The sequence below is a fragment of the Aeromonas sp. sif2433 genome (assembly GCF_019218705.1).
GTDB classification, from domain to species: Bacteria; Pseudomonadota; Gammaproteobacteria; order Enterobacterales; family Aeromonadaceae; genus Aeromonas; species Aeromonas encheleia.
Genome location: NZ_JAHUXD010000006.1, coordinates 205,145 through 225,232 on the forward strand (window position 1 = coordinate 205,145; position 20,088 = coordinate 225,232).

The window sequence follows — 20,088 nt, forward strand, 5'->3', positions numbered from 1 at the left end:
TCCTCTTCTCTCTATATGCACGTCATGAATGGGTCTGCCGGATCCGAACGAGAGGGCAGGAGAACCAGGCTCCCCTGCCCTCTGTTCAACCAGGCGAGATTACTGCTGCAGCGCCTTGCTCACCTTCTCGAACAAGTCTCGCGCCAACCCGTCCAGCTTGAACAGTCGGAGCAGCTCGGCCCGGATCAGCCCCTTGCGCACCTCGTCCAGCCGTTTGAACTGGATCAGCGGGGTGATCAGGCGGGAGGCCACCTGGGGGTTGACCTCGTTGAGCTCGATCAGCAGATCGGTCAGGAAGCGATAGCCGCTGCCGTCGATGGCGTGGAACTGCACCTGATTGTTCATGGCGAAGCTGCCCACCAGGGCACGTAGCCGGTTCGGGTTGCGAATGCTGAAGGTGGGATGGCCCATTGCCTGACGCACCTCGACCAGCACATCGCTCGCCGGCTTGCTGCCGACCAGGCGCAGCCAGTTGTCCAGCACCAGCCCATCCTGGGCCCACTTGCCTTCAAAATCGGCCAGCAGTTCGGCGCGGCACGGCAGCAGATGGCCATTGGCCACCTGCAGCGCCATCAGGGTATCTGTCATGTTGTCGGCCTGGGCGTATTGCTCGCGCACCAGGGCATCGGTGCCCTCACTGTCGAGCGCCGCCAGATAACCCAGCACCACCCCTTTGAGGGCGCGCTTGGCCATATCGCTATGCGCCACCCTATAGCCCTGCAGGCGCAGTCCCTCGTAGCTGGCGGCCAGCCGAGCACCGAACGCCTGCGCCAGGGCGCGGTGGATGGCATCGCGGACCCGGTGGATGGCATCGATGTCGGCAACCTCGAACAGCTCGGCCAGGGTGGCCTCCCCCGGCAGGGCCAAAATCTCGGCCTTGAGCGCCGGATCCAGTTCGGCCTCGTCCAGGATGGCGACGAAGGCCGCCAGCAGGGTCGCGGAGAGCTCGACATCCAGGCCCTGTTGCACCCGGGCCACCCCTGCGATCACCGCCTTGTTGATCAGCATCTGGGCCGCATCCCAACGGGCGAACTCGTTGCGCGCAAAGCGCATCAGGAAGGCCAGCGCCTCGTCGCTGTACTCATAGTGCAGCTTGACCGGGGCGGAGAAGTCCCGCAGCAGGGAGATGACCGGCTTGACCGGCACCCGGTCGAAGACGAAGGTCTGTTCCGCCTCCAGCACGTCGAGCACCTGGCCGATGGCCTGGCCCTGATACTGCAGCGGGATCACGGCCCCGTTTTCGTCATACAGCTCGATGTCGAGGGGAATGTGCAGCGGCAGCTTCTGCGGCTGATCCTGGGTCGGCGGCGTGTGCTGGCGCACGTGCAGGCGGTAGATACCGGTGGCGGCATCGTACTCGTCCGTCACGGTGAGCTCTGGGGTGCCGGACTGGCTGTACCAGCGACGGAAGCGGCCGAGATCTCGGCCTCCGGCATCCTCCATCGCCTGCACGAAGTCATCGCAGGTGACGGCCTGGCCGTCGTGGCGCTCGAGATAGAGCCGCATGCCGGCCTGGAAATTGTCCTCACCCAGCAGGGTATGCAGCATGCGGATCACTTCAGAGCCCTTCTCGTAGACGGTCAGGGTATAGAAGTTGTTCATCTCGATCACCACATCCGGGCGGATGGGGTGCGCCATGGGGCCGGCGTCTTCGGCAAACTGCGGGCCGCGCACGGTGCGCACATTGTTGATGCGGTTGACCCCGCGCGAGCCCAGATCGGAGGAGAACTCCTGATCCCGGAACACCGTCAGCCCCTCTTTCAGGCTGAGCTGGAACCAGTCGCGGCAGGTGACGCGGTTGCCGGTCCAGTTGTGGAAATATTCGTGGCCTATGACCCGCTCTATGCCGTGGTAGTCGCCGTCGGTAGCGGTCGCCGGGTTGGCCAGCACGAACTTGGAGTTGAAGATGTTCAGCCCCTTGTTCTCCATGGCGCCCATGTTGAAGAAGTCCACCGCGACGATCATATAAATGTCGAGGTCATACTCGAGGCCGAAACGCTGCTCGTCCCAGCGCATGGAGTTGATCAGGCTCTCCATGGCGAAACCGGCTCTGTCCAGGTTGCCCTTGTCGACGAAGATCTCGAGCGCCACCTCGCGGCCGCTCCTGGTGCGGTAGCTGCTGCGCTCCACATCGAAGTCACCGGCCACCAGGGCGAACAGGTAGCTGGGCTTGGGGAAGGGATCCTGCCACTGCACGAAGTGACGGCCCCCATCCAGATCGCCGCTCTCGACCTTGTTGCCGTTGGAGAGCAGGAAGGGATACTTGGCCTTGTCGGCGCTGATGCGGGTGCTGTAGCGCGCCAGTATGTCGGGGCGGTCCAGATAATAGGTGATGCGGCGGAAACCCTCGGCCTCGCACTGGGTGCAGTAGGCGTCGCCGGACTTGTAGAGCCCCTCCAGCGCCGTGTTGGCGGCGGGATCCAGATCGGTGACTAGGGTCAGCACACATTCGGCCGGCAGGTTGAACAGCGTCAGGCTGTTCTCCCCCTGCTCGTACTGAGTGAACGGAATACCATCCACGCTGATGCTCCGCAGGACGAGTCCCTCGCCGTCCAGCACCAGCGGCGCCTTGTGCTCACCGTTGCGACGCAGACGGGAGATGGCTGTGACACGGGTCAGGGGCTCCTGCAACTGGAAGTCGAGATCGATGCTGTCGATCCAGTAGAGCGGCGCCTGGTAATCCTGGCGATATTTGGCCGTCATGGCCTGGGAGTGATCGGTCATTATTGTGTGCTTCCACGCTTTGTTATCAACGTGTCAGAGGCTGTCACAACGGATCGGCAGGGTCAAATAGTTTGCATTCCACTGGCTAACCGCGGCCAAAAAGAAAGGGCGACCGAAGTCGCCCTTGTCAGTTCGCATCGCTGCGTGTTCGCTCAGCTTTTCTTGCTCAGTCGAGCCAGATCAGCCGTGATGTTCGCGGCTTCGATCTGGTACTCGTCAGGGGCCTCGAAATCGGTCGGCAGCGCATCCAGGCTCTTCACCGTCGGCTTGCCAAGACGGGTCAGTCGCTCATTGGCTCGCACCAGCGCCTTCTCGTCCTGCTTGGCCTGCTCGGCCAACCGCTCGGCTTCGTTCAGGGAGACCGACTTCTTGTCCTTGTCCTCCTGATACTCCTTGATGTCCTGCATCACGTAGGCAAATTCCGGATCCTTGTTGATCCGCGCCTCGTGATCGCTCTTCAGCCTGGAGAGCAGGCTGGAGAAGTCCCCCAACTTGCCATAACTGGCCGAGGCAATCTTGTCCCAGGGCAGCGCATTGAACTCGCGGCTCTCCCCCGTCTCCTCCGGTGACACGGCGGTGGGGAAGCTGATGTCCGGGGCAACGCCCTTGTTCTGGGTGCTGCCACCATCGATCCGGTAGAACTTGGCGATGGTGTACTGCACATGACCCAGCGGCTGTTCGTAGAAGTCATAGACCTTGGCCAGGCTGCGATGCTGCTGCACCGTGCCCTTGCCGAACGAGTTTTCACCCAGGATCAGGGCGCGACCATAGTCCTGCATGGCGGCGGCGAAGATCTCGGAGGCCGAGGCGCTGTAGCGATCGATCATCACCGACATGGGGCCGCCGTAGTAGACATTGCCGTCATCGTCGCCATTGACCGTGATGCGGCCCATGTGATCACGGATCTGCACCACGGGCCCGCTGGCGAAGAACAGGCCGCTCAGGGCCGAGGCCTCGGTCAGGGCACCGCCGCCGTTGCCACGCAGATCGACGATGAGGCCATCGATCTTCTGCTTGTTGAGGCTGGAGAGCTCCTTGATGACGTCGTCGTGCAGATTGACGTAAAAGCTCGGGACCTCGAGTATCCCTATCTTCTTGCCTTCCGCATTGATCACCTTGGACTTGGCGGCCCTGTCTTCTAGGCGCACCTTGTCACGGGTCAGCTCGATCAGCTCGGTCTTGGCGGTTGCGCCCTTGCCGCGCTGGATCTCCAGCTTCACCTTGCTGCCTTTGGGACCCTTGATGAGTTCGACCACGTCATCCAGACGCCAGCCGATCACATCGACAATCTTGCCATCGTCCTGCCCGACCCCGGTGATCTTGTCATCGGGTTTGAGGTGGTTGGACTTGGCGGCCGGGCCACCGGGCACCAGGGAGCGGATGACGGTGAAATCATCCTCCGCCTGCAGCACGGCACCTATGCCTTCCAGCGAGAGGTTCATCTCGGTGTTGAAGCGATCGGCGCTGCGCGGCGAGAGGTAGCTGGTGTGGGGCTCGATGGCACGGGCGAAGGAGTTCATGAAGAGCTGGAACACATCCTCGCTCTCGGTCTGGGACATCCGCTTGATGGCGTTGTTGTAACGCTTGCCAAGCAACTCCTTGATCTCGGGCCACTCCTTGCCGCTGAGCTTGAGGCTCAGGGCATCGAACTTGACCCGTTGACGCCACAACTCGTTGAGCTCGGCCTCGTCCTTGGGCCAGGCCGCCCCTTCCCGATCGAAGATGTAATTGTCGGGCTGGGTAAAATCGAAGGGAGTGTCGAGCAGTTTAAGGGCGTATTCGAACCGCTCATAACGCCGCTGCTGACTCAGGTTGAACATCTCGTAGGCAGGAGCCAGCCGTCCTCTTTCGAGATCGGTGTCAAAACCGGTACGGTACTTTTCAAAGCGGCTGATGTCAGAGGCCAAAAACAGGTTGCGGCTGTAGTCCAGATTCTCCAGATACTTGTCAAAGATCACGGAGGAAAAGGCATCGTCCAGCTTGAACTGTTTGTAATGGGAGCGGGTAAACAGATTGGCAATTCGCTTGCTGGCCGTAGCATGTTGGCTCTCTTGAGCCAACACAGGCAAATCACTTTCCTTGAGCACCGGCTCGATGGCCTGTGCAAGCCCGGCAAGCGCCAGGCTACAGGCAACGAGGGAAAAACGAATTACGCCATGCTTCAACATTTGTCTCCTTAGAGAACCAGATGCTCGAACTTGACCCGCAACATCATGCCGGTCTGCAATTGAACCTGTACGTCGTCCTTGGTCACTTCCTTGATGGTCGCCGGGACAGGGTTCTTGCCCAGCACGACGCGCACACCCTGGTCCACTTTCAGCGTCGCGGCATCGACTTTCACCAGCGGAGCTTCGGCAACGGGAGCGGCCTTGGGGGCGGCTTTCGGTTTGTCGGAACGGGCGGCATCGGCTTTGCGTGGCGCGGGACGGCGCGGCTGCTTCGGCTTGTCTTCCTTTTCCTTGGTATTGGTGCGGCGGCTGGCAAAGACACGCTCTTTGCTCTCTTTCAGCGCCTGTTTGGCATGTTCGATGTGCTCTTCGGTCAGCAGCTCACCGGGGTTGCCGTCCAGATCGACACGGGCCTGGCCAGCCTTGAGGCCATGCAGGTAACGCCAGCTGGAGGTGTATTGACGCAGAGCAGAGCGCAGCATGGTCTTGGAGACTCTGTCGTCATCAGCAAGGCGCGCGGCCAGATCCTGGAAGATGCCAATCTTGAGTGGCTTGGCCTCTCCTTCAGCGATGAAGCAGGCCGGGAATTTCTCGACCAGGTAGGCAACGATCTCTTTACTGTTCTTCAGCTTTTCAGTGTTTTCCATGTATAACCTTGGCTTTCATATAGACGCACGGGCCATGCCCGAACACAACAAAGGCCCTATTATAGAGAGCTTGGGGCCTTTTGCGAACCATCTAGCAATGACTTAGAGCATGCTTTCCAAAATTTGCACCGTTTCTTCGAGGCCAATTCGGTCCTCCTGGTCAAAACGGTTAAAAATCGGACTGTCCACATCCAGGACCCCGATGATGTCACCGCCACGGCGCAGCGGGATCACGATCTCCGAGTTGCTGGCGCCATCGCAGGCGATATGGCCGACGAACTGGTGTACGTCGTCCACCAGCTGAGTCTTGCCCTCGGCCACGGCGGTGCCGCAGACCCCTCGCCCGACCGGAATGCGCACGCAGGCCGGCTTGCCCTGGAAGGGCCCCAACACCAGGGTGTCACCTTGCAGCAGATAGAAGCCGACCCAGTTGATGTCAGCCAGCTCCTGATTGAGCAGCGCGGACAGGTTGGCCAGGTTGGCGATGAGGTCCGGCTCTCCCTCCAGCAATGCCTGGACCTGCTGGTTCAGGGTGCGATAAAATGCTTGTTTTTCAATCATGATTAAATGAACTTCACTCCTTGATAATCAGTGCAAGGTACCGTCCTGACTGAAAAATTCAAATCAAATTTCACTCGGCCCCCCTGCTTTTACCCAAACGGGCCAGCACCATCAACGGGGAACGGAGAGCGCCAGCTGCTGGCGCTGGCCATTGCTCCACTCGATATTGAGCAGCCAGACCATGGTCGCCGAGGTGCAGGAACCCACCTGGGCTTTCCCCTGCCAACCGCCATCGCTGGCCTCAAATTGCACCGGGATCCGGCCCATGAACATCTCCTTCCCCTCCAGCCAGGCCTTGAGCGGGGTGATGGCCGCATCCCCCCCCTGAAGGCGCAAAACAAAGTCATGTTCGGCCTGCACCGGCGCCCCCTCGACGCTGACCGTCAACGGCTTGTTGCCGATGAGACCGTCGCACGGGCTGTGGGACAGATCACAAATCTGATCATTTCCTGCCTGCGGCAGCGCCGTCTGCGGGCCCGAAAACCAGGTCCGATACGCCATCAATGAGAGCAAAATGGCAAGGACAATCGTCAAGTGCCCGATTTTGCGTGAAGTGAGTCTCTCTTTCATGAAAAAACAGCCTTGTAAGGTACTTTGAAAATACGATTTTCGTGATCTCGCGCAAGGTAAAAACTGGCGAACACGAGACCCGTCAGAGCCAAATATATCACTGTTTGTACTGTTATTTTACCGGTCAGTTCAGTATCATTCTCAATGAATTTTCATTTAACCACCTTTTGCTTTTCCTTTTATTAACAGATGTTAACGAGAGGGATTTCGCAGATTTGGGGTGAAAATGGTCCTGGTCACCGGACAAAAAAATCAAACAACAGCAGCATCGGAAGCGGAATACAACGATGAGCCATACAACAAACCATCCTGAGTACAACTACACCGTTGTGCGCCAGTTCACCGTCATGACAATTGTCTGGGGAATTGTCGGTATGTCGGTTGGTGTACTGATTGCAGCCCAGTTGATCTGGCCTGCCCTCAACTTTGACACCCCTTGGCTGACTTACAGCCGATTACGTCCCCTGCACACCAACGCGGTCATCTTCGCGTTTGGCTGTAGCGCCCTGATGGCGACCTCCTTCTATGTGGTGCAACGCACCTGCCAAGCCAGACTGTTCGGCGGCCCGCTGGCCTCCTTCGTGTTCTGGGGCTGGCAGGCCATCATCCTCGCCGCCGCCATCTCGCTGCCGCTGGGATACACCACCTCCAAGGAGTACGCCGAGCTGGAGTGGCCCATCGACATCGCCATCGCCGTGGTCTGGGTGAGTTACGCCATCGTCTTCTTCGGCACCCTGGCCAAGCGCACCACCTCCCACATCTATGTGGCGAACTGGTTCTTTGGCGCCTTCATCATCACGGTCGCCGTGCTGCACATCGTCAACAACATGGAAGTGCCGCTTTCCGGCATGAAGTCCTACTCCATGTATTCCGGTGCCATGGATGCCATGGTGCAGTGGTGGTATGGCCACAACGCGGTCGGCTTCCTGCTGACGGCTGGCTTCCTCGGCATGATGTACTACTTCGTGCCCAAGCAGGCGGGACGCCCGGTCTACTCCTACCGTCTCTCCATCGTGCACTTCTGGGCGCTGATCTCCCTCTATATCTGGGCCGGTCCGCACCACCTGCACTACACCGCGCTGCCCGACTGGGCCCAGTCCCTCGGCATGGTGATGTCCCTGATCCTGTTCGTGCCCTCCTGGGGCGGCATGATCAACGGCATCATGACCCTGTCCGGTGCCTGGCACAAACTGCGCTATGACCCCATCCTGCGCTTCCTGATCGTGTCCCTGTCGTTCTACGGCATGTCCACCTTTGAAGGCCCCATGATGGCGATCAAGACGGTCAACGCCCTCTCCCACTACACCGACTGGACCATAGGTCACGTCCACTCCGGCGCGCTGGGCTGGGTTGCCATGGTATCCATCGGCGCCGTGTATCACCTGATCCCGAACCTGTTCGAGCAGGGCCGCATGTACAGCATTCGCCTGATCAACGTTCACTTCTGGCTGGCGACCGTGGGTACCGTGCTCTACATCGTCTCCATGTGGATTTCCGGTGTGATGCAGGGCCTGATGTGGCGTGCGGTCAACGACGACGGCACCCTGACCTACAGCTTCGTGGAAGCGTTGCAGGCCTCTTATCCCTTCTACTTCGTGCGCTTCCTGGGTGGCTGCTTCTTCGTCACCGGCATGTTGCTGATGGCCTACAACGCCTATCGCACCATCACTGCGCCCAAGGGTTCCCTGGAACCTGTCGCACAGCCAGCATGATTGAAGAGGTCAAAGCATGAGCAACAAAAATCGTCACGAGATCTTTGAAAAGAGCGTCCCCATGCTGGTGGTCGGCATCATCTTTGCCATCAGTTTGGGGGGCCTGGTCGAAATCACCCCGCTGTTCTTCCAGAAGCAGACCACGGAGCCGGTGGAGGGCCTCAAGCCCTACACCGCCCTGCAGATGGAAGGGCGCGACATCTTCATCCGCGAAGGCTGCACCGTCTGCCACAGCCAGATGATCCGTCCGTTCCGCGCCGAGACCGAGCGTTACGGTCACTACTCGGTCGCCGGCGAGAGCGTGTGGGAGCACCCCTTCCTGTGGGGCTCCAAGCGTACCGGTCCAGATCTGGCCCGGGTCGGCGGTCGCTACTCCGATGACTGGCATCGCGCTCACCTGATCAACCCGCGCGACGTGGTGCCCGAGTCCAACATGCCCTCCTTCCCCTGGCTGGAGACCAACGTCCTGACCGGCGAGTTGACCGGCAAGAAGCTGGCGCTGTTCCGGGACAACTTCGGCGTGCCTTATACCGATGAGGACATCAAGGGGGCGAGCGATGCCGTGAAGGGCAAGACCGAGCTGGATGCCCTGGTGGCCTATCTGCAATCACTGGGTCATGCCCTGAAATAAGGAGTAGGGATATGGATTACGGCACATTTCGCGGCCTCTACACCCTGCTGTTGATGGCCATCATGATCGGCATCATCGTCTGGGCTTACAGCAAGCGCCGCAAGGCCTCCTTCGACGAGGCTGCCAACCTGGTTTTTGCCGACGACGAGCAACCCAGTGCTGATAACAAGAACGCAGGAGCGAAGCAATAATGAGCACTTTGTTTAGCATTTTTGTGACCGTCATCAGTTTGGGCACCATCTTGGGCTGCTTCCTGCTGCTGATGTGGTGCATGAAGGACAAGATGGGGTCCGAAGAGGGCAAACCCATGGGGCACACCTTCGACGGCATCGAGGAGATCAACAACCCGCTGCCGAAGTGGTGGTCCTACATGTTCCTCTTCTTCATCGTCACCGGCCTCATCTACCTGCTCGCCTTCCCGGGCCTCGGCAACTGGAAGGGCCTGCTGGGCTGGCAGAGCTCCAACCAGGACATCCGCTCCCTGGCGGACTCCAAGGCCGCGGTGGCCTCCGCCAAGGCGGAAGGGCGCGCGGTCGAGTATGACCGTGAACTGGTCAAGGCCGACGAAGTCTATGGCGCCAAGTTCCGCGAGCTGGCCTATCAGGCTGACGGCAAGAGCTATCGTCCCATCGAAGACGTCGCCGCCGATCCGGAAGCCCGCAAGGTGGGTCAGCGTCTGTTCCTGCAGAACTGCTCCCAGTGCCATGGCTCCGATGCCCGTGGCGGTCGCGGCTTCCCGAACCTGACCGACAGCGAATGGCAATGGGGCGGTCAACCGGATCAGATCAAGACCACCATCATGGGCGGTCGTCAGGGCATCATGGCGGCCTGGGGCGAGATCCTGGGTCAGGATGGGGTCAAGGAGGTCGCCTCCTATGTGCTGAGCCTGTCCGGCCGCAAGGTCGATCTGGTCGAAGCCAAGAAGGGGGAAGCCCGTTTCGCCATGTGCGCCGCCTGTCACGGCCCGGATGCCAAGGGCGGTATCGCCTTCGGGGCGCCGGATCTGACCAACAACACCTGGTTGTACGGCGGCTCCCGTCAGGTGGTGGAGCAGACCATCACCCACGGGCGTCACGGCGTGATGCCGGCCTGGAAGGATATCCTGGGGGAAGACAAGGTCCATCTGCTGGCATCCTACGTCTATAGCTTGTCCCACAACGACAAGTAAAATAAGCAGTAACATGTGATAAGCACGTGATTACTCAGCAAAAAGCCTCGACTCTTCGAGGCTTTTTGTTATCTTGTGTTGGCTAAAATCCCTCTATTTTGTTAATCATAGGTTTCGGTAGCACTATGACTCATCCCTGGTATCGCCAATTCTGGCCCTGGTTCATCATCGCCCTCCCCTGCGCCGCCGTCGTCGGCAGCATCGCCACTGCCATCATCGCCAGCAAGGACGGGGTCAACCTGGTGGCCGAAGACTATTACAAGCAGGGCAAGGAGATTAATCAGGACCTCAGCAAGTTTGATCGCGCCGAGGCCCTCCACATTCGCATGGCCCTGGCGGTCAACGGCAACGAGCTGACCCTCAAGCCCCTCGCCGGCGATATCCCGCCCGGGCAGGCACTGCGTCTCTCTCTGTTCCATCCGACCCTGGCCGGCATGGACAGCGAGCACCTGATGACGGCCGACGGCAATGGCGTCTATCGCCTGCTGTTCGACAAGGCCCCCACCGGCAAGTGGCACATCCGGGTCGATGCCTTCGACCACGAGTGGCGCCTGCAGGAGACGGTACAGCTGCCGACCAAGGCCCCCATCGAACTCGATCCCAAGGGACGCTAAGCCATGACGGGTTGCTTCCACTGCGGTGAGCCGGTGCCCGCTGGCAGCAGCTATGCACTCGAGATCAAGGGCATAGTGCAACCCATGTGCTGCCCCGGCTGCCAGGCCGTGGCCCAAACCATTCTCGAATGCGGCCTCGCCAGCTACTACGAACACCGTACCGCCCCCGGCATCAAGGGGGAGCTGGTGCCCAGCGAACTGGCCGCCCTCAGCCACTACGATCTGGCCGAGGTGCAGCAGGATTTCGTCACCGACAGCGGCGCGGGCAGCCAGCGCGAGATCCAGCTCAGCGTGGAAGGGCTGACTTGCGCCGCCTGCGCCTGGCTCATCGAGCGCCACCTGACCCGACTCGACGGCCTGCACTACGTCAACGTCAACACCACCACCCACAGGGCCCGCATCAAGTGGGATCCGGCGCGGCTCTCCCTGAGCGACATCCTCAAGGGCTTCGCCAAGATCGGCTATCGCGCCTACCCCTTCCAGACTCACAGCCAAGAGGCGCTCTACGCCCGCGAGGTGCGCAGCTACATGTTCCGCATGGCGCTGGCCGGCCTCGGCTCCATGCAGGTGATGATGTGCGCCGTGGCGCTCTACATGGATCTCTTCATCAGCGTCGAGGAGGAATTCATGATCTACTTCAAGTGGATCAGCCTCTTGCTCTCGACCCCCATCATGATCTACTCGGCCCAGCCGTTCTATGTGGGCGCCTGGCGCAGCCTGAAGCAGGGCCACCTCTCCATGGACGTGTCGGTGTCGCTGGCGCTGATCGGTGCCTTCGTCGCCTCCATCTGGGCCACGGTATTCAATACGGGTGAGGTCTATTACGACTCCATCACCATGTTTGTCTTCTTCCTGCTGCTGGGGCGCCTGCTCGAGCTGCGGGCCAGGCGCAAGGCGTCGGAGTCGAGCTCCAACCTGGCGCGGCTGGTGCCCATCATGGCGACCCGCATCGACGAGGATGGCGAGCACGACGTGGCCGCCAAGACGCTGCAAGTCGGGGACAGGGTGCGGGTGCTGGCGGGGGCCACATTGCCCGCCGATGGCATCATCACCCTGGGGCAGGCCAGCCTCAACGAAGCCATGCTGACCGGCGAGCAACTGCCCCTGCTCAAACGACCCGGGGATCCCGTCTATGCCGGCACCATCAACACGGATGCGCCGCTCGACATCCGGGTCAGCCACCCCATCGCGGAGTCACGCCTGGCCCAGATCATGCGGCTGCAGGACAGCGCCCTCGATGACAAACCCGCCATCGCCCAGCTGGCCGACGTACTCTCCCGTCACTTCATCCTGGTGCTGCTGCTCATCGCCGCCGGGGTCTGGACCTACTGGCACTTCCATCAGCCGGAGCAGGCGTTCTGGATAACACTGGCGGTGCTGGTGGCCACCTGCCCCTGCGCCCTGTCGCTGGCCACTCCGACCGCGCTCACCTCGGCCACCGCCCACCTCACTCGCACCGGCATACTGCTGCGCCGCGGCCACGTGCTGGACGTGCTGACTCGCGCCAACCGGGTGGTGATGGACAAGACCGGCACCCTGACCACCGGCAACATCAGCCTGACAGGCACCCAGGCATTGGCCGAGCTGAGTGAGACCCGGTGCCTCGCCATCGCCCAGGCGCTCGAGGCCTACTCCGAGCACCCCATCGCCCGCGCCTTCAGAAGCATGGCCGCCGAAGGTGTCGCGCCGTTGCCGGCGAGCGAGGTGCTCCCCGTCATCGGCCACGGCATTCAGGGAACGGTCGCCGGCACCCGTTATCGCATCGGCAGCGCCCGCTGGCTCGGGCTGGCTGAGGAGCAGAGCGCGACTCAGGGGCTGGCCATCTATCTGGCCGACGACGCCCGCCTGCTGGCCCGCTTCAGCCTGGCGGATACATTGCGCCCGGATGCCAGGGCGCTGATCCAGGCCTTCAAGGCCGCCGGGCTGCACACCACCATACTCACCGGGGACGGCTCGGCCGAGGCCGACGCGATCGCCCGCGAGCTGGGGGTGGATGAGCTGGTGAAAGGGGTGACGCCGGATGGCAAGCTGAGCTACCTCAAGGCGCGAGAAGCCGCGGGCGACATCAGCATCATGGTGGGGGATGGCATCAACGATGCTCCCGTGCTGGCCGGCGCCCACGCCTCCTTCGCCATGGCGGGTGGCACGGATCTGGCCAAGAACAGCGCCGATGCCATCCTGCTGGCCGATGATCTCTCCCGCCTGCTGACGGCCCGCACCCTGGCGCTGCGCACCCGCAAGATCATCAAGGAGAACTTCGCCTGGTCCATCGGCTACAACCTGCTGGTGCTGCCGCTGGCGGCCAGCGGCTGGTTGCCCCCCTATCTGGCGGCGGCGGGTATGTCCCTTAGCTCGCTCATAGTAGTAACCAACTCCATGCGCCTGAACCGTTGAGGCTCAGGCGCCAGGGCCACTTGCCGCGATGACAGGGGCATGCCGGCCCCAACTGGTTTATCATGACCCCCCCCACAGCAAGGCTCGCATCATGAACATCATCTTCGTCCTCATCCCCATTGCCATCCTGTTCGTCATCATCGCGGGCGTCGTCTTCTTCTGGGCCATTCGTTCGGAGCAGTTCGAGGATCTGGATCGCCAGGGCTCCAACATCCTGTTCGACGAGGAGCAACTCACCGCCAAGGGCGAGGACCCGCAACGTGATGACAAACAGCCTTGACCTGATGGGGGCCCTGCTGGTGGGGCTGGCAGGCTCTGGCCACTGCATCGCCATGTGCGGCGGCGTCTCGGCCGCCCTCTCCATGGCGATCCCGCCCGACAAGCAGCACTTCTGGGGACGGCTCGGCTACCTGCTCAACTACAATCTGGGGCGGATCCTCAGCTATGTGATCGCGGGCGCCCTGGTAGGCGGATTGCTGGCCACCACCGGCGAGCTCGGGGCCGGCAAGCATGCCATCGCCGGCTTGCGGCTGGTGGCGGCGCTGCTGATGGTAGCCCTCGGCCTCTATCTGGCCGGCTGGTGGCAGGGCATACTGCTGCTCGAGCGTCTCGGAGCCCGGTTCTGGCCCCACATCAGGCCGCTGGCGGGCAAGTTTCTCCCCTTCCATTCGGCCCTGCAGGCCCTCCCCTTTGGCATGGTGTGGGGCTGGCTGCCCTGCGGTCTGGTCTACTCCATGCTGACCTGGAGTGCGGCGGCCGGCTCCGCCAGCGGCGGGGCCTTGCTCATGTTCTGCTTCGGCATCGGCACCCTGCCGACGCTGTTTGCATTGGGCGGTCTGGCGGACAGGTTACGTTACTGGTTGACCCTGCGCAGCCTGCGCGTCGGAGGGGCTCTGCTGCTCATCCTGTATGGACTGCATACCCTCTGGATCGGCATTGCATCCTTTTGAAACCCTATCCAAAACGGATGAGTTGATGGTAAACTTGTTTGATATAAATCAATTATTCATATGAGCCTATGATCCCGGACAAGAAACCTGGCAGACGTATTCAGAGCGGTGGCTGTGCAATTCATTGCCAGGATTGCAGCATCAGCCAGCTCTGCATCCCCTTCACCCTGAACGACAACGAGCTCGATCAGCTGGACAGCATCATCGAGCGCAAAAAGCCGATCCAGAAAGGCGAGGAGCTGTTCAAGGCCGGTGATGAGCTGAAGTCGCTCTACGCCATCCGCTCCGGGACCATCAAGTCATACACCATTACCGAGCAGGGGGACGAGCAAATCACCGCCTTCCACCTGGCTGGGGATCTGGTTGGCTTCGACGCCATCCACAAGCAGGCTCACCCCTCCTTCGCCCAGGCGCTGGAAACCGCCATGGTGTGCGAGATCCCGTTCGACGTGCTCGACGATCTCTCCGGCAAGATGCCCAAGCTGCGTCAGCAGATCATGCGACTGATGAGCAACGAGATCATGGGGGATCAGGAGATGATCCTGCTGCTCTCCAAGAAGAACGCCGAAGAGCGCCTCGCCGCCTTCCTGCACAACCTGTCGGTGCGCTTCTCCGAGCGTGGCTTCTCCGCCAAGGAGTTCCGTCTCTCCATGACCCGCGGCGACATCGGCAACTACCTCGGCCTCACCGTCGAGACCATCAGCCGTCTGCTCGGCCGCTTCCAGAAGTCTGGCCTCATCAGCGTCAAGGGCAAGTACATCACGGTGCTGGATCATGTGGCACTCGGTGTCATGGCTGGCGCCACCCGCCCCGCCTGCGGCTGATCACACCCGCCTCTTCCCCCTATTGCCGGATCGGTTCGCCCTGAAATTTGATCCGGCACAGTTCCCCACCTCTCCCCTTGGACTAAGCTGTAAAGGCTAAAGAGTTGCCATCATTGGCGTTTTTGCCAAGGAGGAGAACATGGTCAAGTACCGAAATATTCTGGTGGTGATCAACCCGGAAGAGGAGCGCCAGATCGCGCTCGAACGGGCGGTCAAGATCGCCGAGCTGGACGAGGGCGCCCAGCTGACCCTGTTGCTGACCATCTACGACTTCTCATACGAGATGACGGCCATGCTGTCGGTGGATGAGCGGGAAGAGATGCGCCATGGGGTCATCTCGCAGCGCCGGGAATGGCTCGATGACATACTGCAGCCCTACCGTGCCAAGGGGGTCGAGTGCGAGGTCAAGGTGGTGTGGCACAACCGCCCCTTCGAATGCGTGATCCAGACAGTGCTGGCACAGCGCCACGATCTGGTGGTCAAGGCGACCCACCATCACTCCTTCCTGCAGACCTTCATCTTCACCCCGACCGACTGGCACCTGCTGCGCAAGTGTCCCTGCCCCGTCCTGCTGGTCAAGGAGGGTCATTGGCAACGAGGCGGCAACATCATTGCCGCCATCAACTGCTCAAGCGATGATCTGGAGCAGAAGGTGCTCAATGAGCGCATCACCCGCGAGGGAGCCGCCATCGCCGATCTGCTCGGCTCCAACCTCTATCTGGTCAATACCTACCCGGGCACCCCGGTCAATGTGGCCATAGAGCTGCCCGAATTCGATCCCAACGCCTATAACGACGCCATCCGCAAGCACCACGAGGATCTGCTGCGCGAGCATGCGGATCAGTTCGGCATCGGCCACATGTGGACCAAGGTGGCAGAGGGGCTGCCGGAAGAGGTGCTGCCCGACATGGCCGACGATCTCAAGGCAACCCTGATGATCATGGGCTGCGTCGGCCGTACCGGCCTCTCCGCCGCACTGCTTGGCAACACCGCCGAGCACGTGGTGGATCGGCTCAACTGCGACATCCTGATCCTCAAACCGGACGATTACAGCTGCCCGGTGGACGACAGGCGTCATCCGGCATAAGCGTTTCTTGCCCTCCCTCGGGACATGGCTATAATAAGCCGCTTATTTTTGTCCCGGGTTTGAGGCCATGCACGAAGAGCTTAACGCCAAAGAGAAATACAGTTTCAACAAGCTGCAGAAGCGCCTGCGGCGCAACGTGGGTCAGGCCATCGCCGACTTCAACATGATTGAAGAGGGTGACAAGATCATGGTGTGCCTGTCTGGCGGCAAGGACAGCTTCGCCATGCTCGACATCCTGATGAGCCTGAAGGCGAGCGCCCCCATCCATTTCGATCTCGTGGCCGTCAACCTGGATCAGAAGCAACCCGGCTTCCCCGAGCACGTGCTACCAGAGTACCTGGCCGCCCTCGGCGTCGACTTCAAGATCGTCGAGGAAGACACCTACTCCATCGTCAAGGACAAGGTACCGGAAGGCAAGACCACCTGCGCCCTCTGCTCCCGCCTGCGTCGCGGTATTCTCTACCGCAGCGCCCTGGAGCTGGGTTGCACCAAGATTGCCCTCGGCCATCACCGCGATGACATCCTCGAGACCCTGTTCCTCAACATGTTCTACGGCGGCAAGCTCAAGTCCATGCCCCCCAAGCTGGTGAGTGACGATGGCAAGAACGTGGTGATCCGCCCGCTGGCCTACTGCAAGGAGAAGGACCTGGTGCGCTACGCCGAGGTCAAGGCCTTCCCCATCATCCCGTGCAACCTGTGCGGCTCTCAGGAGAACCTGCAGCGCAAGGCCATCAAGCAGATGATGCAGGATTGGGATCGCCGCTTCCCTGGCCGCATAGAGACCATGTTTACCGCCATTCAGGACGTGATCCCGAGCCACCTGCTCGATCACAAGCTGTTTGACTTCAAGAGCATCAACCGCGACTCCGGCATCATCGACGGTGGCGACAAGGCCTTCGATCCGCCCGAGCTGCCGACCGCCCCCCTGCTGAACATCGACGAGATGGACGTGCTGGATGTGATAGAGGTGCGCTAAGTACCGCCTTCCCTGTACCGCACATAGAAAAAAGGAGCGCCTGGCGCTCCTTTTTTATGGATTCTATTCATGGCGGGCCCTGATCAACCCTTGCGCAACCAGGGGGTCAGTCGCAGGATCTCCCCCTGCAGCTGCAATTTGCCCGTCGCAAAGTCGGTGAGCAGCGCATTGTCGAGCAGCAGCTGGCCATCCTGCCAGGGCAGCGCCTGCTGGCGATCCCCATCGATGAGATAGGCGGTGCCGCTCGGCTGTGCCAGGCTCACTCGTACCCCTTCCATCCCCGGCAGGAAGTACTTGCCGATCATGCCCGCCAGCTTGTCCAGCAACGCCTGCATGTCCTGCTGACGCCCCAGCAGCTCGCTCACCTCGAACCCCCCCTTGGGTGCATCCGCCATCACCTGCACCGACAGATCGCAGCTGGCATGCGGCTCGGTCAGCGCCACCACCACGGTGGCCTTGTCCAGGTTGAGATCGTCGTCATAGGGCAGGCGCAGTTCGCCGTCCACCGTCACCTCGGCCGCCACCTCTCTATCCTGGGTGCTGACCCGCGCCGCGCTCAAGCCACAGCGCTGGCCCGTCTGCGGATCGGTCAGATAAAAACCGAGTCTCGCCTGGCCAAACTCCCCCTTGGCGAAGGTCTTCATCTGGCTGTAGAAGGTTGAGTACTGCAGATCCAGCGAGGGCTGCGCCAGCCCAAGGGTTGGCAGTAGCAGCAAGCTTGCCGCCATGCCATGTCGAACCAGCTTCATATGCCGTCCTTTTGCATCATGCGTTGAAATGATCGGGGCCCTCGTTGCTTGCGTTCTCCCCTACCTCGGTCACCTCGACGGCGACCCCGCACAGATCCCGGTAGAGGATCCCCTTGCAGTTGAAATAGAGGGGGGCCACCCAGATAAGTCCCAGCCCCATGGGGATCAGGGCGAGGAAGAACAGCGCCAGCATGACGCCGTGCAACAGCACTATGCTGGGCCAGCCACGGGCAAACAGCTTGAGCGAGACCAGGATGGCCTGGGCAGGCGGCAGGCCGCGCTCCAGCACCAGGGGAACGGTAAACACCAGCCCCATGCCCACCAGCGCGGAGGGAATGAACGCCAGCATCACCGGCAGCCCCACCAGCTCGAACAGGGGGCCAAACAGGCTGGTGATCAGGCTGCCCAGCAGACTCAGGCTACCGAGGCGCAGGAAGTGGCGAAAGAAGTCGAACACCTGGTTCGGGCGCGCCCGCACCCCGACCGACTGTTGCAACCCCAGCATGTCGAGGGCAGAGGTCATGGGGGACATCATGACGGTGATGAGCAGGCTCAACACCAGCGCCATGTCCATGTCACCTTCCCGGCTGAGATAGGGGGCCAGCAGGGTGTTGCTCAGCAGGATCCAGATAGCCATGACGCCGGCGATGGCCAGCGACAGGCCAAAGCCGGTGCGCCTGGTCTGTTGCCAGCCCTCCTTCACCACCCCTTGCAGGTCCAGACGATATCCCTGGCTGAGGGACTGTTCGAGGGTTCCACCGATCCGCATTTTATTACTCAATTGACTGTCCAACATCGAAAGCGACTGATCCAAGGTGGCACATTATAGCGATTTGACCGGGCATGCGTAGCCGTTTTTCCTGTTATCTGTTGTTCATAAAGCCATTGATTTTGTTGGCCGGCGCCCGGATCGACCGCGATAACGAGCGGGTGTCAGGCCGGCCCGTCGCCAGCGATCACGACAGCCGGCTTGGCCCATGCCCGTCATGGGCGTAGGATGCCCAAGACCCATTTGATCGCCGGCGATACGCCCTCGGGTACAGGCCGGCGATCGCACACAAGGAGACCCGCAATGTCCGAACTGACGCTCTATCTCGCCCCCGGCACCTGTGCCATGGCGGTACGCATCGCCCTGGTGGAGGCCGATGCCCCGCACCGGATCAAGCGACTCGATCTGGTCGCCGGCGAGCAGCGCACCCCCGAATATCTAGCCATCAACCCCAAGGGGCGGGTACCGGCGTTGGTCACCGAGCGCGGCGTGCTGACCGAGACCCCGGCCCTGCTGCTCTATGTGGCACAGCGCTTCCCGGCGGCCGGACTGGCACCGCTGGAAGACCCCTTCCTGCTGGCCAGGATGCAAGAGGTCAACCTGTTCCTCGCCGCCACCCTGCACATCTCCCATGCCCACGGGCGCCGTGGCAGCCGCTGGGCCGATGACGAGCAGGCCATCGCCGCCATGAAGGCCAAGATGCCGCAAAACATGCGCGACGGCTTCGCCGAGGTGGAAAACCACTACCTGACCGGCCCCTGGGTGCTGGGGGATCGCTTCAGCCTGGCCGACATCTACCTGTTCGTGGTGGCCAGCTGGCTGGAGAGCGATGGGGTATCCATCGACGAGTTCCCCAAGGTGGCGGCGCACTCCCGGCGGATGCAGGCCCGTCCCGCCGTGCAGCAGGCCCTGGTGATCTGATCCCGGAAGCGGGCGCCTGCCAGCGCCCGCTTTTTCAGCCATCATCCCCTCGCATTGAGATCGTTTTCACATTTTCATCATCTGTCGCTAGACCCGTTAACCGTTAACGCCTATCTTTCGCCTCACGACGCAACCGGTTGCGTAACCGGTTGCCTGACAGGATAACAGAGATGCGGGGTCCACCCGCCGAGGTGCTGTATGAAACGAGGCAAGCTGCTCAATGCCCCCCTGAGTGCCCTGGTGGCACAGATGGGTCACACCGACGAGATCACCGTTTGCGATGCCGGTCTGCCGATCCCGGCGGGCCCGGAGCGCATCGATCTGGCGCTGATGGCAGGCACCCCCAGCCTTGAGGCAGTGCTGACCGCACTCTTCACCGATCTGGTGGTGGAGAAGGTGATCATGGCGAGCGAGCTCAAACTGATCAGTCCGCTCGCCCACCAGGCACTGCTCGATCAGATTGCGGCACACGCGCTCGATCAGGGCAAGCCCATCGCCGTCGAATATTGCCTGCACGAAACGTTCAAGAGCCGTACCCGGCAGAGCAAGGCCATAGTGCGCACCGGCGAGGTGACGCCCTACGCCAACCTCATCCTCTGCGCCGGCGTGGCGTTTTAAGGCCA

20 protein-coding genes are annotated in these 20,088 nt (G+C 61.4%); 13 read left to right on the forward strand and 7 right to left on the reverse strand.

Features of this window, described 5'->3' with window-relative positions; genetic code table 11:
• Nucleotides 1-99: 99 nt before the first annotated feature.
• The 5 genes from pepN to KW825_RS11440 all read right to left on the reverse strand — a co-directional run bounded on the left by pepN (nucleotide 100) and on the right by KW825_RS11440 (nucleotide 6,670).
• Nucleotides 100-2,724 (reverse strand): aminopeptidase N, encoded by a 2,625-nt coding sequence (gene pepN / locus KW825_RS11420; RefSeq protein ID WP_218329270.1) that lies wholly within the window; start codon nucleotides 2,722-2,724, stop codon nucleotides 100-102.
• A 152-nt stretch (nucleotides 2,725-2,876) separates the two neighbouring features.
• Entirely contained in the window at nucleotides 2,877-4,892 is a 2,016-nt protein-coding gene (prc, locus tag KW825_RS11425) for a carboxy terminal-processing peptidase (protein WP_218291401.1), read from the reverse strand.
• 8 nt (nucleotides 4,893-4,900) lie between these two features.
• A complete protein-coding gene (gene proQ / locus KW825_RS11430) occupies nucleotides 4,901-5,539 on the reverse strand; it encodes an RNA chaperone ProQ (protein WP_042653792.1) in 639 nt (212 codons plus the stop codon).
• Between the two features lie 102 nt (nucleotides 5,540-5,641).
• Nucleotides 5,642-6,100 (reverse strand): GAF domain-containing protein, encoded by a 459-nt coding sequence (locus tag KW825_RS11435; RefSeq protein ID WP_218329271.1) that lies wholly within the window; start codon nucleotides 6,098-6,100, stop codon nucleotides 5,642-5,644.
• A 111-nt stretch (nucleotides 6,101-6,211) separates the two neighbouring features.
• Entirely contained in the window at nucleotides 6,212-6,670 is a 459-nt protein-coding gene (locus KW825_RS11440; protein ID WP_218329272.1) for a hypothetical protein, read from the reverse strand.
• Nucleotides 6,671-6,957: 287 nt separating this feature from the next.
• On the opposite strand from KW825_RS11440, the gene ccoN reads away from it, so the two are divergent.
• The 11 genes from ccoN (at nucleotide 6,958) to ttcA (ending at nucleotide 17,026) form a co-directional block, all read left to right on the forward strand.
• Complete coding sequence (gene ccoN, locus KW825_RS11445; RefSeq protein WP_218329273.1) at nucleotides 6,958-8,382, forward strand: cytochrome-c oxidase, cbb3-type subunit I; 1,425 nt, start codon at nucleotides 6,958-6,960, stop codon at nucleotides 8,380-8,382.
• A 16-nt stretch (nucleotides 8,383-8,398) separates the two neighbouring features.
• The gene (ccoO, locus tag KW825_RS11450) at nucleotides 8,399-9,013 is read left to right on the forward strand and encodes a cytochrome-c oxidase, cbb3-type subunit II (RefSeq protein WP_042653796.1); all 615 of its coding nucleotides are present in this window, start codon (nucleotides 8,399-8,401) and stop codon (nucleotides 9,011-9,013) included.
• 11 nt (nucleotides 9,014-9,024) lie between these two features.
• A complete protein-coding gene (locus tag KW825_RS11455; RefSeq protein ID WP_042076232.1) occupies nucleotides 9,025-9,204 on the forward strand; it encodes a CcoQ/FixQ family Cbb3-type cytochrome c oxidase assembly chaperone in 180 nt (59 codons plus the stop codon).
• Complete coding sequence (gene ccoP, locus KW825_RS11460) at nucleotides 9,204-10,181, forward strand: cytochrome-c oxidase, cbb3-type subunit III (RefSeq protein ID WP_042653797.1); 978 nt, start codon at nucleotides 9,204-9,206, stop codon at nucleotides 10,179-10,181. The genes KW825_RS11455 and ccoP overlap by 1 nt, the downstream gene beginning before the upstream one ends.
• 125 nt (nucleotides 10,182-10,306) lie before the next feature.
• Nucleotides 10,307-10,795, forward strand: a complete 489-nt coding sequence (locus KW825_RS11465) for a FixH family protein (protein ID WP_218329274.1) — start codon at nucleotides 10,307-10,309, stop codon at nucleotides 10,793-10,795.
• A 3-nt stretch (nucleotides 10,796-10,798) separates the two neighbouring features.
• Complete coding sequence (locus tag KW825_RS11470) at nucleotides 10,799-13,189, forward strand: heavy metal translocating P-type ATPase (protein WP_218329275.1); 2,391 nt, start codon at nucleotides 10,799-10,801, stop codon at nucleotides 13,187-13,189.
• 91 nt (nucleotides 13,190-13,280) lie between these two features.
• Nucleotides 13,281-13,469: a cbb3-type cytochrome oxidase assembly protein CcoS gene (ccoS, locus tag KW825_RS11475; protein WP_218329276.1), complete on the forward strand. Its 189-nt coding sequence runs from the start codon at nucleotides 13,281-13,283 to the stop codon at nucleotides 13,467-13,469.
• On the forward strand, nucleotides 13,453-14,139 hold the full coding sequence (locus KW825_RS11480; RefSeq protein WP_218329277.1) for a sulfite exporter TauE/SafE family protein: 687 nt from the start codon (nucleotides 13,453-13,455) through the stop codon (nucleotides 14,137-14,139). The genes ccoS and KW825_RS11480 overlap by 17 nt, the downstream gene beginning before the upstream one ends.
• Before the next feature lie 68 nt (nucleotides 14,140-14,207).
• Nucleotides 14,208-14,963, forward strand: a complete 756-nt coding sequence (locus KW825_RS11485; protein WP_042653802.1) for an FNR family transcription factor — start codon at nucleotides 14,208-14,210, stop codon at nucleotides 14,961-14,963.
• Between the two features lie 139 nt (nucleotides 14,964-15,102).
• Nucleotides 15,103-16,050 (forward strand): universal stress protein UspE, encoded by a 948-nt coding sequence (uspE, locus tag KW825_RS11490; RefSeq protein WP_218329278.1) that lies wholly within the window; start codon nucleotides 15,103-15,105, stop codon nucleotides 16,048-16,050.
• A 67-nt stretch (nucleotides 16,051-16,117) separates the two neighbouring features.
• On the forward strand, nucleotides 16,118-17,026 hold the full coding sequence (gene ttcA / locus KW825_RS11495) for a tRNA 2-thiocytidine(32) synthetase TtcA (protein ID WP_218291392.1): 909 nt from the start codon (nucleotides 16,118-16,120) through the stop codon (nucleotides 17,024-17,026).
• Between the two features lie 83 nt (nucleotides 17,027-17,109).
• Here ttcA and KW825_RS11500 read toward each other — a convergent pair whose 3' ends face one another.
• Nucleotides 17,110-17,775 (reverse strand): DUF2987 domain-containing protein, encoded by a 666-nt coding sequence (locus KW825_RS11500; protein WP_218329279.1) that lies wholly within the window; start codon nucleotides 17,773-17,775, stop codon nucleotides 17,110-17,112.
• A gap of 16 nt (nucleotides 17,776-17,791) precedes the next feature.
• On the reverse strand, nucleotides 17,792-18,544 hold the full coding sequence (locus KW825_RS11505; protein ID WP_218329280.1) for a hypothetical protein: 753 nt from the start codon (nucleotides 18,542-18,544) through the stop codon (nucleotides 17,792-17,794).
• A gap of 303 nt (nucleotides 18,545-18,847) precedes the next feature.
• On the opposite strand from KW825_RS11505, the gene KW825_RS11510 reads away from it, so the two are divergent.
• Together KW825_RS11510 and rbsD are read left to right on the forward strand one after the other, a co-directional pair.
• Nucleotides 18,848-19,465 carry a glutathione S-transferase family protein gene (locus KW825_RS11510; RefSeq protein WP_042653807.1) on the forward strand — a complete coding sequence of 206 codons (618 nt, stop codon included), beginning with the start codon at nucleotides 18,848-18,850 and terminating at the stop codon, nucleotides 19,463-19,465.
• Nucleotides 19,466-19,663: 198 nt separating this feature from the next.
• The gene (rbsD, locus tag KW825_RS11515; protein ID WP_218291389.1) at nucleotides 19,664-20,083 is read left to right on the forward strand and encodes a D-ribose pyranase; all 420 of its coding nucleotides are present in this window, start codon (nucleotides 19,664-19,666) and stop codon (nucleotides 20,081-20,083) included.
• Nucleotides 20,084-20,088: the final 5 nt, after the last annotated feature.

Excerpts from the sequence above, each read along its gene's own strand:
- KW825_RS11485 (WP_042653802.1), top strand. The coding sequence starts at position 14,208 with ATGATCCCGGACAAGAAACCTGGCAGACGTATTCAGAGCGGTGGCTGT.
- rbsD (WP_218291389.1), top strand. The coding sequence starts at position 19,664 with ATGAAACGAGGCAAGCTGCTCAATGCCCCCCTGAGTGCCCTGGTGGCA.
- ccoP (WP_042653797.1), top strand. The coding sequence starts at position 9,204 with ATGAGCACTTTGTTTAGCATTTTTGTGACCGTCATCAGTTTGGGCACC.
- uspE (WP_218329278.1), top strand. The coding sequence starts at position 15,103 with ATGGTCAAGTACCGAAATATTCTGGTGGTGATCAACCCGGAAGAGGAG.
- KW825_RS11435 (WP_218329271.1), bottom strand. The coding sequence starts at position 6,100 with ATGATTGAAAAACAAGCATTTTATCGCACCCTGAACCAGCAGGTCCAG.
- KW825_RS11470 (WP_218329275.1), top strand. The coding sequence starts at position 10,799 with ATGACGGGTTGCTTCCACTGCGGTGAGCCGGTGCCCGCTGGCAGCAGC.
- KW825_RS11500 (WP_218329279.1), bottom strand. The coding sequence starts at position 17,775 with ATGAAGCTGGTTCGACATGGCATGGCGGCAAGCTTGCTGCTACTGCCA.
- KW825_RS11455 (WP_042076232.1), top strand. The coding sequence starts at position 9,025 with ATGGATTACGGCACATTTCGCGGCCTCTACACCCTGCTGTTGATGGCC.
- KW825_RS11465 (WP_218329274.1), top strand. The coding sequence starts at position 10,307 with ATGACTCATCCCTGGTATCGCCAATTCTGGCCCTGGTTCATCATCGCC.
- KW825_RS11440 (WP_218329272.1), bottom strand. The coding sequence starts at position 6,670 with ATGAAAGAGAGACTCACTTCACGCAAAATCGGGCACTTGACGATTGTC.
- pepN (WP_218329270.1), bottom strand. The coding sequence starts at position 2,724 with ATGACCGATCACTCCCAGGCCATGACGGCCAAATATCGCCAGGATTAC.
- ttcA (WP_218291392.1), top strand. The coding sequence starts at position 16,118 with ATGCACGAAGAGCTTAACGCCAAAGAGAAATACAGTTTCAACAAGCTG.
- KW825_RS11510 (WP_042653807.1), top strand. The coding sequence starts at position 18,848 with ATGTCCGAACTGACGCTCTATCTCGCCCCCGGCACCTGTGCCATGGCG.
- KW825_RS11505 (WP_218329280.1), bottom strand. The coding sequence starts at position 18,544 with ATGCGGATCGGTGGAACCCTCGAACAGTCCCTCAGCCAGGGATATCGT.
- ccoO (WP_042653796.1), top strand. The coding sequence starts at position 8,399 with ATGAGCAACAAAAATCGTCACGAGATCTTTGAAAAGAGCGTCCCCATG.
- proQ (WP_042653792.1), bottom strand. The coding sequence starts at position 5,539 with ATGGAAAACACTGAAAAGCTGAAGAACAGTAAAGAGATCGTTGCCTAC.
- ccoN (WP_218329273.1), top strand. The coding sequence starts at position 6,958 with ATGAGCCATACAACAAACCATCCTGAGTACAACTACACCGTTGTGCGC.
- ccoS (WP_218329276.1), top strand. The coding sequence starts at position 13,281 with ATGAACATCATCTTCGTCCTCATCCCCATTGCCATCCTGTTCGTCATC.
- prc (WP_218291401.1), bottom strand. The coding sequence starts at position 4,892 with ATGTTGAAGCATGGCGTAATTCGTTTTTCCCTCGTTGCCTGTAGCCTG.
- KW825_RS11480 (WP_218329277.1), top strand. The coding sequence starts at position 13,453 with ATGACAAACAGCCTTGACCTGATGGGGGCCCTGCTGGTGGGGCTGGCA.